Origin of the sequence: Lysinibacillus sp. FSL L8-0126, from assembly GCF_038630385.1 — a bacterium.
In the GTDB taxonomy this organism is placed as follows: domain Bacteria; phylum Bacillota; class Bacilli; order Bacillales_A; family Planococcaceae; genus Lysinibacillus; species Lysinibacillus fusiformis_D.
On record NZ_CP152028.1, the window covers coordinates 2,551,393 to 2,564,958 of the forward strand.

A 13,566-nucleotide genomic window follows, 5' to 3' on the forward strand; every position below is an offset into this window, starting at 1 on the left:
AAAGATTGAAATTGCAAGTAATAAACAGTCCATTTAATGAAGAGCAGGTGAAGTTATTAAATGAGCTTCTTCCTAAATTAACAACCGAACAAAAAATTTGGCTTAACGGTTATTTAAGTGCACCACTAGCAACATTGGAGGCAAATGAGGAACAGCCAACACCAGCAGCCCAACCCATTACCCAAACAATGACCATTTTATATGGCTCTCAAACAGGCAATAGTCAAGGGTTAGCTGAAAAATATGCAGCCGCTTTAAAAGCTCAACATGTAGAGGTTACTATCTCATCATTAGGAAAATTTAAAGCAACTAATTTAAAAAAGATAACAAATCTTTTACTGATTGTTAGTACACATGGGGAAGGTGATCCACCAGATCAAGCGATACAATTCTATGAGTTTTTGCACAGTAAGCGCGCACCTAAGCTAGAGCATCTACAGTATTCGGTCCTTGCTTTAGGGGATAGCTCCTATGAATTTTTCTGTAAAACGGGGAAGGATTTCGATGAGCAATTCGCCAAATTAGGTGCAACAAGAATGGTTCCCCGAACTGATTGTGATGTGGATTATGACGACGCAGCTGCACAATGGTTCTCAGCAGTTCAACAAAAATTTCTGCAGCAAGCAACTGCTGTAGGGTCTACTTCAACATCAAACGAAGACACGCAACTACTAGAAGAATCTACATATTCAAGAAAAAATCCATTTTACGCTGAAGTACTTGAAAATCTGAATTTAAATGGTCGTGGCTCGAATAAAGAGACACGTCATCTTGAATTATCAATTGAGGGAGCTCATTTTCATTTTGAACCTGGAGATAGCATTGGCATTCTGCCAGAGAATGATGAGCAATTAGTCCATACATTGCTGGCAGCCCTTCAATTCAATCCAGAAACGGAAGTGACTGTTTTTGAGGAAACGGTAGCATTGAGGGATGCGTTACAGAAAAAATTAGAGATTACGGTGTTATCTAGGCCTTTACTCGAAAAAATAGGTGCTTATACAGAGCATCAACAATTTTTAAAGCTATTTGAGGAACCGAATGCTTGGAAGGGCTATGCAAAAGGTAGAGATTTACTTGATGTGGTAAAGGATTTTGCACCATTTACATGGAGTGCTCAGCAATTTGTAGAGATGCTACGTAAAATTCCAGCACGACTTTATTCCATCGCTAGTAGCCAAAAGGCCAATAACGAAGAAGTTCATTTAACCATTGGAAAGGTTAGCTACGAGACAGCTGGCAGAAAACGTTTGGGTGTTTGTTCTGGCAGTGTAGCAGAACACGTTCAAATTGGTGATACATTACCAATCTATGTTCATAAAAACCCGAACTTCAGATTACCAGAGAATGAAGATACGCCAATTATTATGATTGGAGCAGGTACAGGAGTTGCCCCGTATCGAGCTTTCCTAGAGGAGCGAGAAGAGTTAGGGATTGAGGGGAAAGCGTGGCTTATTTTTGGCGACCAGCATTTTGTTACGGACTTTCTTTATCAAACGGATTGGCAACGTTGGCTTGCATCGGGCACATTAAGCCAAATGCATGTAGCCTTTTCACGAGATACCGACCAAAAAGTATATGTTCAGCATAAATTACAAGAAAATGCGGCGAGCTTTTATGAATGGCTTGAGCAGGGTGCTGTCATTTATGTGTGTGGTGATAAACAGTCGATGGCAGCTGATGTGGATGCAACCATTCATCACATCATTGAGCAGCAAGGGCAGAAAACACCAGAGGAAGCAAAAATCATTGTGAATGAATTAAAACAGCAGAAACGCTACCAACGTGACGTTTACTAACTGTATTTAGCATGAGTTCTTTAGCAAATGATTCCTCTAGTGAGGCTCGTACCTTAGCTAAAAAGCACAGCCCCAGATGGAAGCCAAAACGCCAAGGTGAAGGATTAAAGGAGCGATCAAGAATGACAGAAAAGATAGTTTTACCTCCACAGCCTGGAGAACCAAGTGATGTAGAGCGCATTAAGACTGACAGTAATTACCTACGTGGTACGCTTGAACGTACCATGAATGATCCATTAAGCTCTGGTATTCCAGAGGATGATAACCGTCTCATGAAATTCCATGGTAGTTATTTACAGGATGATCGAGATCTGCGCAATGAACGTCAACGTCAAAAGCTGGAGCCTGCTTATCAATTTATGGTGCGTGTACGAACACCAGGTGGCGCAGCTACACCAGCACAATGGCTAGTCATGGATGAAATGGCTAGAACGTATGGTAATGGCTCTTTAAAGTTAACAACACGTCAAGCATTTCAAGTACATGGTATTTTAAAATGGAATGTCAAAAAATATATGCAGGAAATCAATGAGGTACTATTGGATTCTCTGGCAGCTTGTGGAGATGTAAACCGCAATGTGATGTGTAATGTGAATCCAAACCAATCGGCATTGCATGAAGAGGTTTACAACTGGTCTGCCAAACTAAGTGAGCATTTATTACCTCGAACACGGGCTTACCATGAATTGTGGTTGGATGGGGAAAAGGTGATAGATAGTCAGGATGAAGAAATTGAACCGATTTACGGAGCACAATATTTGCCTCGTAAATTTAAAATAGGGATTGCGATTCCACCAAGTAATGACGTGGATGTTTTTTCACAAGATATTGGACTTATTGCCATCGTTGAAAAAAATCAGCTTATTGGCTTTAATGTAGCTGTTGGTGGAGGAATGGGCATGACCCATGGTGACCATGAAACCTATCCACAGCTTGCTCGTTTAATTGGCTTTATTACGCCAGATAAATTATTGGAAACAGCAGAGAAAATTATTACGATACAGCGTGATTATGGGAATCGTTCTGTGCGCAAAAATGCACGTTTTAAATACACGATCGATGCAAGAGGGCTTGCCTGGTTCCAAGAAGAATTAACACGTCGGCTAGGCTGGGAAATTCAGCAGGCTCGTCCCTATACATTTGAGCGTACTGGTGATGAATTTGGCTGGATTAAAGGGGCAGATGGTCATTGGCATTACACGTTATTTATTCAAAATGGTCGTATAAAAGACTTTGAAGATTATCAGCTGTTAACAGGATTACGCGAAATAGCTAAAGTACACACAGGTGATTTTCGCCTAACACCGAACCAAAATTTAATGATTAGCAATGTGACCCCACAAAAAAAGAAAAAAATTAATACGATTATTGAACAATACAAACTAACAGATGGTGCGCATTATTCTGCCTTACGTCGCAATTCCATTGCCTGTGTTTCTTTACCAACCTGTGGTTTAGCAATGGCGGAAGCAGAACGCTATTTACCTTCGCTCATTACGAAGCTTGATGCCATTATCGATGAGGCAGGATTAAATGAAACAGAAATTGTTATACGCATGTCTGGCTGTCCAAACGGCTGTTCACGTGCAGCTATGGCTGAAATTGGCTTTATCGGTAAAGGACCAGGGAAATATAATATGTATTTAGGGGCAAGTTTTACAGGCAACCGATTGAATAAAATCTATCGTGAAAATATTGGCGAAGAAGAGATATTAGCAGAGCTTCGACCAATTCTTCTGCATTTTGCGAAGGAGCGTTTAGAGGGGGAGCATTTTGGTGACTTTGTTATTCGTGCTGGATATGTGACAGCTGTTAATGATGGGAGAGAATTTCACTAATGATTAAAGCCATGTAGCAAATTGTTTTGCTACATGGCTTGTTGTTGAAAAAAGGTGATGTCAATAGCAAAAAAAGAACCTAGCAAGGCGAGAGGTTGATTTCCGTTCCGCCAGCGTCCTTTCCAGGGGGCGTCCGATGAGCCGCTTCACTCACTGCGTTGAGCTGCACCCAAAATATTGGACTTAAAAATCTACTATAGGGGGTGCAGGTAGTGATTTCTGATGAACAAAAATTAGCCGCAGTTCTAGCTTACTTTGAAGAAAAAGAAAGTACGTATCAGATTGCCAATCGATTACAGAGGGATCGACAGTACATTCGATTATGGATTGAATTATATCGCTATCATGGCATCGAAGGAATTATTCGTCCTCAAGGGTTCACGAATTACGAAGATTCTTTTAAAATAAAAGTAATTCAACACCTGATAGAGACGGGCGATTCGCTCCTTCAGACTGCTGCGAAGTTTAATATTCCTTCCCGTGAAACCATTCGGAGATGGAAAAAACAATGGATGTCAACGGCTGGTGAGGTGCTCTATCAAGTAGAAAAGGAGCGCCAATCAATGCCAAAAAAACAACCACCTTCGTCCGATTTAAATGGAAAAACAACGGATGAGTTAAAAGCGGAAATTGAGTATTTACGGATGGAAAATGCCTATTTAAAAAAGTTGAAAGCCTTAGTTCAAGAAAAGGATGCCTTCAAATCCAAGAAAAAGTAAGAGCTGTCTATGAGCTAAGGTTGGATTTTCCTCTTCAAGCTCTATTAAAAGTCGCGAAACTTAAGAAAAGTACGTATTATTATCATCTCCAAAAATGGGTAAAACCAGATAAATATCAGGCGATCAAAGAACGAATTCAGACGCTTTTTCATTACCATAAGGGGCGTTATGGCTATCGTCGTATTTGTTTAGCCCTCCGAAATGAAGGGTTTTTCATCAACCATAAAACGGTCCAACGATTGATGCAAGAATTGGGCTTAAAAGGGACGGTACGCCCTAAAAAATACCGTTCGTATAAAGGGACAGTCGGCTATGTCGCAGAGAATGTCATCCAACGTGATTTTGAAGCCACTGCACCCAATCAGAAATGGGTAACCGATGTAACGGAGTTTAAAATAAACGGTCAAAAAATCTATATATCCGCTGTATTAGATTTATTCAATCGAGAAATCGTTGGGTATGAGGTATCAAAATCACCTAATTTTGAGTTAGTTCAACAGTCTTTTAAGAAGGCGTTTACGTATACAAAGTTATCGAAAAAGAGTGGCTTAATCGTCCATTCTGATCAAGGATGGTTATATCAAATACCACGTTTTAAAGCGTTATTGGCAACACATGAAATCAAGCAAAGTATGTCACGGAAAGGAAATTGTTTAGATAATGCCGTGATAGAAAGCTTTTTTGGCATTATGAAATCAGAATTTCTATACGCAACAACGTTTAAGAACTACGAAGCATTCAAAAAAGCGTTAGTAGACTATATCCACTACTACAATCATGAACGGATAAAAATAAAACTCAACGGAAAAAGTCCAGTTGAGTTTCGAAGAGTTTCTTAAAAGTTCAAATTTTTGGGGTCAGTTCACTAAATCCCCTAGGAGTGACGCTGGCTCCACTCCAACCAACCATGTGGTAAAAGTGTCTTTTCCTTCTCTTTCATACTAGACGTAATGAACAAAATAGCCCATTATTTGTAGAGAAAGGATAACCTCTTATTTTCAATGTAGAGAAGTGATGAGTGACAACATCCCTCCATAAAGAGTAGTGAATACCTTCACTTTAGTTGAAAGCCTTTGCTAACAAGAAACATTTTTATGGATTGGAGCGGAGGAAGCGGCTCGGCTCTCGCCCACAGGAAAGCAAGTAGTCTGCAATGGAAATCTATTTTCACATTTCACAAAAATACTATTAATGGTTTTGTTTTTTCAACACTAAGCCATGTAGCAAATTGCTTTGCTACATGGCTTTTTAAATGGAGTAATCTTCGGGAATAAATACTTTTAATTGTTTTGGCTTTACAAATACTTGATCGCCAACTTTAAGCTGTAGGTGGAAAAATTGTTCTTTTGATAACTCCGCCTCTAAAAATTCATCAAGATCCTCACGGCGTAGCTCAATTTGGACAATAGGTCCTAGCAAATGAATATGACTGATTTTAACAGGAACTGTCCCTGGAATAATTGTTTTTTCGATATGAATGTCATGAGGGCGTACATAGCCAATTACGTTATCATTCGTATGTGTGAGGGCATCTGGTACATCCAGTGCAACTTCGCCTTGCATGAGCTTACCATTATGTAAGCGACCTTTAAAAAGATTGACATTGCCCAAGAAGTCATAAACAAATGGACTATTTGGATTCGTATACACCTCATCTGGGCTGCCAATTTGTTCGATTTTGCCATTATTCATTACGACAATGCGATCCGCTACATCTAGTGCTTCCTCCTGGTCGTGTGTCACAAATATACTGGTAATATGAAATTCATCATGCAACTTTCGTAGCCAGCGACGTAATTCCTTGCGAACTTTTGCATCAAGTGCTCCGAACGGTTCATCCAATAAAAGAACCTTAGGCTCTACAGCAAGGGCTCTTGCCAGTGCTACACGTTGCCGTTGCCCCCCTGAAAGCTGTGTTGGATATCGATTAGCGTAATTTTCGAGTTTGACTAGCTGCAATAATTCCATCACTTTATTTGTTATTTCTTGTTTTGAGGGTCTGCTTTTTCGCGGGCGAACCTTTAGCCCATATGCGACATTATCAAAGACTGTCATATGACGAAAAAGGGCATAATGCTGAAAGACAAAGCCCACATTGCGCTCCTTTGGATGTCGATTGGTTATGGACTGACCATCGAATAAGATATCACCAACATCAGTGGTTTCCAGCCCCGCAATCACACGTAATAAAGAGGTTTTTCCCGAACCAGAAGGGCCGAGCAGTGCTACTAGCTCCCCTGACTGAATATGAACTGATATATCCTCTAATGCTTGAAAAGCACCATATTTTTTGGATACATTTTGAATTTGTATACTCAACGTGACCATCTCCTTTTAACTAGATTTTGATTTCCATGCGATTATATCTTTCACAACTAATGTAAAGATGGCCATAACACTCATTAAGGAGGCAACAGCAAAGGCTGCTGAAAATTGATATTCATTATAGAGAATTTCAATATGAAGTGGCATCGTATTGGTCATGCCACGGATATGACCTGATACAACAGAGACCGCCCCAAATTCCCCGATGGCTCGTGCATTACATAAAATCAAACCATAGAACAATCCCCATTTAATATTGGGCAATGTAACATACCAAAATGTTTTAAAGCCGTTGGCACCAAGTGAAATGGACGCTTCCTCCTCAGATGTGCCCTGTGTTTGCATGAGTGGTATTAACTCACGTGCAACAAAGGGTAAAGTGACGAAAATAGTGGCGAGGACAATGCCAGGCAAGGCAAAAACAATTTTAATATCATGTGCGAACAGCCAATCACCGAAAAGTCCCTGTGAACCAAACAATAAAATAAATACTAGTCCTGCGATAACAGGGGAGACGGCAAATGGTAAATCAACGATGGTAAGTAATAGATTTTTCCCTTTAAAATTAAACTTTGTAAGGGCCCATGCAGCCATTACGCCAAAAAGAGCATTAAGTGGTACAGCAATAGCTACAACCGTTAACGTAAGCTTAATAGCAGCTAACGCATCTGGATGTGTAATAGCAGCAAAATAAACGTCGGCTCCCTTTTGAAAGGCTGTAATAAAAATAGATAGTAAAGGTAGTACGATAAAGAAAGCTAAAAAAGCTAAGGCAATGAACGTTAACGAATAGCGAACAATACGGGGCTCCTGTAATGCAGCAGACTTTGGGGCTGCTTTATTTTTCTCACTACTAGCCTGCTGAATAAATGTTGATTGTTCCATGTGGTACCTCCTACTGTACAAAACGACGATTGGCTAGCCATTGGATCAAGTTGATGGTGAACAACAGAATAAAGGATGTCACAAGCATGACAACTGCTATTGCGGTAGCACCTGCATAATCATATTGTTCTAGCTTCGTCATAATAATTAACGGTGTAATTTCTGTTTTCATCGGCATATTTCCTGCAATGAAAACAACGGAGCCATATTCACCAAGTGCACGGGCAAAGGCTAATGAAAAGCCAGTTAAAATGGCAGGTAATAGCTCTGGCAGAATGACTTTACTGAAGGTTTGTAAACGATTGGCACCAAGACTTGCCGAAGCTTCCTCGACCTCAGCGCTAATATTTTGTAATACGGGTTGGACTGTACGTACTACAAAAGGTAGCCCGATAAATGTTAACGCGATCATAATACCAAGAGGTGTAAAGGCAATTTTAAAATCAAAAAATTGACCGATCCAGCCATTTGGCGCATAGAGTGATGTTAAAGCAATACCAGCAACAGCAGTAGGCAAGGCAAAGGGTAAATCTACTAGCCCATCAATGATTCGTTTAAATGGAAATTGATAGCGAACGAGAACCCATGCGATAATGGTGCCGAAAAGTACATTTAGTAAGCCCGCAATCAATGCTGTGCTGAAGCTCACTTTATAAGAGGCAACAGCACGAGGCTCTGTAATGATAGCGATAAACTCAGTCCAGCTTAAGGACATGGTATGAATGAAAATCATTGAAAGTGGTAGTAACACTAGTAAACTAACATAGAGCATTGTATAACCAAGAGACAGATGAAAGCCTGGAATTATTCGCCGTGATTTTTTAGGAAGGATTAACTGACTCATCAAAACGCTCCTTATTGTGGTACATATATTTCATCAAAGGTACCACCATCTTTAAAATGGGTAGCTTGTGCTTGTGACCAACCGCCAAAATCATCAATGGACACAAGTTCAAGCTGAGGAAATTGCTCTTTATATTTTGCTAGAATGGTTTCATTACGTGGTCGATAATAGTTTTTTGCCGCAATTTCTTGCCCGATATCACTATATAAATGTTGTAAGTAAGCTTCCGCAACTTCACGTGTCCCTTTTTTATCAACGATTTTGTCAACAACTGCAACTGGTGGCTCTGCCAAAATACTTAATGATGGTGTGATGATTTCAAATTCGTCCTTCCCTAATTCATTTAAAGATAAGTAGGCTTCATTTTCCCATGCAATTAAGACGTCTCCAATCTTTCGTTCTACGAATGTCGTTGTAGCACCACGAGCGCCAGAATCTAATACTTCAACATTGCTATAGAGTGATTTCATAAATTTTTTTATTTTTGTTTCATCATTGTTATATAACTTTCCAGCATAAGCCCAAGCCGCTAAGTAGTTCCAACGTGCACCACCAGATGTTTTGGGGTTGGGTGTAATGACCGACACATCTTCTTTAATTAGATCATCCCAGTCTTGAATGTTTTTTGGATTCCCTTTGCGTACTAAAAACACAATAGTCGATGTATAGGGGGTCGAGTTATAATCAAATTCTGTCTGCCAATCTTTATTCAATAGCTCGCGTGTTTGAGCAATTTCGTCTATATCGTAAGCTAGTGCAAGGGTGACAACGTCAGCTTCGAGACCATCGATCACAGCTCGACCTTGTTTGCCAGATCCACCATGTGATTGATTGATTTTGACATCTTGACCTGTTTCGTCTTTCCATTTTTTTATAAAATCCTTGTTAAATTCATCGTAAAGCTCGCGTGTTGGGTCATAGGAAACATTGAGTAGTTCTACAGACTTCTTTGCTTCCTGACCACTTGCTTTTTCATCTGAATTAGCACTTCCACAGCCAGTTAAACTTAACGTTACTGCAGCTAATAGTGCTAACGTTTGGAGAACATAGCTCCTTTTTTTCATATCATTTCGCTCCTTTTCCATCTAAAGAATGCAAAAAGCCATCCCCCATAATGTTATGACTTCATGGGTAGATGGCCTTCAGATTCTCTGATCAGCAACTTATTATTTATGTCAAAGCTTTAATAATACATTAAACATATATTTCCTATTAGTCAACAAGGAATTAAATAAAAAATTAATTATTTTGAAAATGAATATAACGGTCACTAGATACCACTCATTCTATGCAGGAAGGAACTGAAAAAATGGGTGGATGAAAAAGATATGTCAAAAAACCTAGTTGACTACTTGGTGTATTTTAGTATATATTTGGTAATAAGAAGAATGATTGTGGTACGAGGTAGCAAATACTAGTGAACAATCATTAAATAAAGAGCTGGCTAGTCAAACTAGAGGCGTTTTAACAAAGACCTGTTTTACTGTGTCTATTGTTAAAATGCCTTTTTTGCTATGAGGGGGATTTGATGTTAACGTACGAAAATTGGCAAGAACCGATTATTGATTTTCAAGTTGATGATCTGTATAAGGGTGCACTGGAAGTTTTACAGTGGGGCTATCGAGAATATGGAGAGGAAATCGTCTATGCATGTAGCTTTGGCATTGAAGGTATTGTCTTAATTGATCTCATTTCAAAGGTAAAACCAGATGCTACAATTGTTTTTTTAGATACAGATGTCCATTTTAAAGAAACCTATGAAACGATTAATAGAGTCAAAGAAAAATATCCACAACTAAACATTGTCATGAAGAAGCCTATCCTTACATTAGAACAACAAGCTGCTCAATATGGTGATGAGCTTTGGAAGTCCAATCCAAATAAATGCTGTGACATTCGCAAGATAAAACCTTTGCATGAAGCCTTGTCAGGTAACAAGGCTTGGATATCTGGCTTGCGGCGTGAACAATCGCCAACACGTCAACAGACAAACTTTCTAAATCGGGACGATAAATTTAAATCGATTAAAGTTTGTCCACTGATTCATTGGACATGGAAGGATGTCTGGCGCTATGTTTCTAAGCACAATCTGCCATACAACCCATTGCATGATCAAGGTTATCCAAGTATCGGCTGTGAGCATTGTACAAAGCCAGCATTTACGATGGATGATTTACGTTCAGGACGATGGCAAGGTTCTGGTAAAACGGAGTGTGGTTTACATGAATAAAGGAGTTTTGCCATGCTTGAATATTTTGCAATAGCTATTAGTTTATTTTTTGCGATGAATATAGGGGCAAGCGGAGCAGCAGCCTCAATGGGCGTTGCTTACGGTGCAGGTGCCATCAAAAAAGCTTGGCAAGCATTACTATTATGTGCAATAGGTGTCTATAGTGGAGCTGTATTAGGCGGAGGAGAGGTTGTCAAAACGATTAGCTCAGGCATTATGCCGCAGGACTATATTACGGTAAAGGTTGTCATCATTATCCTAATTTCGGCGACAAGCTCCTTATTTTTCGCCAATCTTTTAGGTATCCCCTTATCAACGAGCGAAGTAACGGTTGGCGCTGTTGTTGGAGTAGGAATAGCCTATAAAGTATTATTCGTGCGTTCATTGCTAGTTATCATATCATTTTGGATCATTGTACCGCTTGTCGCCTTTGTCATTGCACTTGTCTTTGGAAAATTATTATATAAATTACAAAACAGAGGGCTGCTAAAAGATCGTCCGATTTTAACGGTTCTGCTCGTATTAGCTGGATTTTTCGAAGCCTTTTCAGCGGGCATGAACAATGTCGCCAATGCTGTTGGACCACTTGTTGGTGCAGGGATGATGGATGTTACGATGGGCATTGTCCTAGGTGGGGCATTTGTGGCACTAGGTGCTATGCTACTTGGCAAACGGGTGCTTGAAACCAATGGTAAAAAAATTGTGCGCTTTCAAAAGGCAGAAGGAATCTTAATTTCTAGTACAGGTGCCCTTCTTGTTGGCGTAAGCTCGCTTTTTGGGCTTCCAGTTCCTTTAACACAAGTAACATCTTCATCCATCATCGGGATGGGCATGGCGAAGAATGGAAAACAAATTTTCCATCAGCATATTGTCAAAAAAATCATTCGGATTTGGATTGTATCGCCTATCTTTTCGTTAGCTATTTCGTACTTTTTAGTGCAGCTATTTTTAGAAAAGGACCTCTATGCCATTATTTTGATTGGCACTATTATTGTTGGGACACTGGGTGTCATTAGCCTAATGCGGACGATGCGAGAAGAAGAGCAGTCCATTTATGACGCAGGTGAAGGCATATAAATTGAATCATGCTAGAACTACTATTTTGACTATAAAACTTAGTATTTAACTAGAAGTAGGAGGAGATTTTCATGAGTTTACAACCACATGGTGGGCTTCTTGTGCAAGCGTTTAACCCAGAAAAAGAGATAGCAACCATTCACAAGGAAATTGAGCTGGATGCTATTTCTTTAAGTGATTTAGAGTTAATTGCGATAGGTGGCTATAGCCCAATTGAAGGCTTTTTAACACAAGAAGATTATGAGTCAGTTGTGGAACAAAGTCGCTTAGCATCAGGCGTAGTATGGAGTATTCCGATTACATTACCTGTTACACAAGAAAAAGCAGCTACGATACAGCCTGGTGATGAGGTGAAACTGGTCTATCAAGATGAAGTTTATGGCGTTATTGAAGTAGTTGATATTTATGAGCCGAATAAACGAAAAGAGGCTTTGCTTGTATATGGGACAGAGGATTTAGCACATCCAGGAGTTCAAAAGCTTCATGACCGACCTGCTATTTATGTCGGTGGAAAAATTACCTTAATCAAACGTATCGCACAAAAATTTCCTGCGTATTCGTTTGATCCCGTAGAAACACGTCAATTATTTGCCGACAAGGGATGGAAAACAATTGTTGGCTTCCAAACTCGTAATCCAGTTCATAGGGCGCATGAATATATTCAAAAGGCAGCGCTTGAAACGATTGATGGGTTATTTTTAAATCCACTTATTGGTGAAACAAAATCGGATGATGTGTCAGCTACAATACGTATGGAGAGCTATGAGGTTTTATTGAAAAGCTACTATCCTGAAAGCCGTGTACAATTAGGCGTTTTTCCTGCCGCAATGCGTTATGCTGGGCCAAAGGAGGCCATTTTCCATGCGCTTGTAAGGAAAAATTATGGCTGTACCCATTTTATTGTTGGTCGTGACCATGCAGGTGTAGGTGATTATTATGGTACGTACGATGCACAAAAGATTTTTGAACAGTTTACAGAAGATGAATTAGGAATAGTGCCATTAAAATTCGAACATAGTTTTTATTGCCAGCGATGTGAGGGGATGGCTACTACCAAAACGTGTCCGCATGATGGCTCTGCCCATGTTATTCTATCAGGAACGAAAGTACGTGAAATGCTTCGTAATGGAGAAGTACCACCTAGTACATTTAGCCGCAAAGAAGTTGTAGATGTATTAATCAAAGGCATGCGTAAGGAGGTAGTTAAATGAGTTCAAATATTGTTTGGCATGAAGCCTCCATTACGAAAGAGGAACGTCGTTCAAAAAACAAACATCAAAGCTTTATTTTATGGTTTACGGGATTATCTGCTTCAGGGAAATCATCCGTGGCCAATGCTTTTGCCCGTCGATTATTTGAACGGGGCAATCAAGCCTTCGTTTTAGATGGTGATAATGTACGCCATGGCTTGAATAAGGATTTAGGATTTGATGAGTCCGGACGAAAGGAAAATATTCGCCGAATAGGGGAAGTTTCTAAGCTATTTATTGAAAGTGGTCAAATAGTGCTAACCGCTTTTATTTCACCTTATCGAGAAGATCGTCAAGTAGTACGTGGACTTGTAGACGACGGTGAATTTTTAGAGGTCTATGTAAAGTGTTCAGTAGAAACATGTGAAAAAAGAGATCCGAAAGGTTTATATAAAAAGGCAAGGAATGCTGAAATTACGAATTTTACAGGTATTAGTGCCCCATATGAAGAACCAGAGAATCCAGAAATTATTTTGAACACAGAACAGCATTCCATCGAGGAGTGTGTTGAACAACTGACGAAGATTTTAACTTTGAAGGGATACATTTAAAGAAATTAAAAGAACTGCTCGACAGTACGAACGAGCAGTTCTTTTATG

Annotated in this window: 12 protein-coding genes; 8 read left to right on the plus strand and 4 right to left on the minus strand. The window is 39.7% G+C overall.

Annotated features, from left to right (window positions below; genetic code table 11):
* Positions 1-5 precede the first annotated feature (5 nt).
* From MHI34_RS12470 to MHI34_RS12485, 4 genes are all read left to right on the plus strand, one after another.
* The gene (locus MHI34_RS12470; RefSeq protein ID WP_342503503.1) at positions 6-1,799 is read left to right on the plus strand and encodes an assimilatory sulfite reductase (NADPH) flavoprotein subunit; all 1,794 of its coding nucleotides are present in this window, start codon (positions 6-8) and stop codon (positions 1,797-1,799) included.
* 122 nt (positions 1,800-1,921) lie between these two features.
* Complete coding sequence (gene cysI, locus MHI34_RS12475) at positions 1,922-3,637, plus strand: assimilatory sulfite reductase (NADPH) hemoprotein subunit (RefSeq protein WP_342503504.1); 1,716 nt, start codon at positions 1,922-1,924, stop codon at positions 3,635-3,637.
* Between the two features lie 212 nt (positions 3,638-3,849).
* Positions 3,850-4,356: a helix-turn-helix domain-containing protein gene (locus tag MHI34_RS12480; protein WP_180957841.1), complete on the plus strand. Its 507-nt coding sequence runs from the start codon at positions 3,850-3,852 to the stop codon at positions 4,354-4,356.
* Entirely contained in the window at positions 4,341-5,195 is an 855-nt protein-coding gene (locus MHI34_RS12485) for an IS3 family transposase (protein ID WP_145991300.1), read from the plus strand. Before MHI34_RS12480 ends, MHI34_RS12485 begins: the two co-directional genes overlap by 16 nt.
* A gap of 409 nt (positions 5,196-5,604) precedes the next feature.
* Here the strand turns inward: MHI34_RS12485 and MHI34_RS12490 are convergent, their stop codons facing one another.
* The 4 genes from MHI34_RS12490 to MHI34_RS12505 are packed head-to-tail and all read right to left on the minus strand — an operon-like array spanning position 5,605 to position 9,474.
* Entirely contained in the window at positions 5,605-6,675 is a 1,071-nt protein-coding gene (locus MHI34_RS12490; RefSeq protein ID WP_342503505.1) for a sulfate/molybdate ABC transporter ATP-binding protein, read from the minus strand.
* A gap of 15 nt (positions 6,676-6,690) precedes the next feature.
* Positions 6,691-7,566 (minus strand): sulfate ABC transporter permease subunit CysW, encoded by an 876-nt coding sequence (cysW, locus tag MHI34_RS12495; protein ID WP_036119808.1) that lies wholly within the window; start codon positions 7,564-7,566, stop codon positions 6,691-6,693.
* A 10-nt stretch (positions 7,567-7,576) separates the two neighbouring features.
* A complete protein-coding gene (gene cysT, locus MHI34_RS12500) occupies positions 7,577-8,410 on the minus strand; it encodes a sulfate ABC transporter permease subunit CysT (protein WP_036119812.1) in 834 nt (277 codons plus the stop codon).
* An 11-nt stretch (positions 8,411-8,421) separates the two neighbouring features.
* The gene (locus MHI34_RS12505; RefSeq protein WP_036119815.1) at positions 8,422-9,474 is read right to left on the minus strand and encodes a sulfate ABC transporter substrate-binding protein; all 1,053 of its coding nucleotides are present in this window, start codon (positions 9,472-9,474) and stop codon (positions 8,422-8,424) included.
* Positions 9,475-9,938: 464 nt separating this feature from the next.
* Between MHI34_RS12505 and MHI34_RS12510 the strand changes: the two genes are divergently transcribed.
* The 4 genes from MHI34_RS12510 (at position 9,939) to cysC (ending at position 13,518) form a co-directional block, all read left to right on the plus strand.
* Positions 9,939-10,640 carry a phosphoadenylyl-sulfate reductase gene (locus MHI34_RS12510; RefSeq protein ID WP_036119818.1) on the plus strand — a complete coding sequence of 234 codons (702 nt, stop codon included), beginning with the start codon at positions 9,939-9,941 and terminating at the stop codon, positions 10,638-10,640.
* A 12-nt stretch (positions 10,641-10,652) separates the two neighbouring features.
* A complete protein-coding gene (locus MHI34_RS12515; protein WP_330493971.1) occupies positions 10,653-11,717 on the plus strand; it encodes an inorganic phosphate transporter in 1,065 nt (354 codons plus the stop codon).
* Positions 11,718-11,788: 71 nt separating this feature from the next.
* Entirely contained in the window at positions 11,789-12,928 is a 1,140-nt protein-coding gene (sat, locus tag MHI34_RS12520; protein WP_036119823.1) for a sulfate adenylyltransferase, read from the plus strand.
* A complete protein-coding gene (gene cysC / locus MHI34_RS12525; RefSeq protein ID WP_036119825.1) occupies positions 12,925-13,518 on the plus strand; it encodes an adenylyl-sulfate kinase in 594 nt (197 codons plus the stop codon). The genes sat and cysC overlap by 4 nt, the downstream gene beginning before the upstream one ends.
* Positions 13,519-13,566 lie beyond the last annotated feature (48 nt).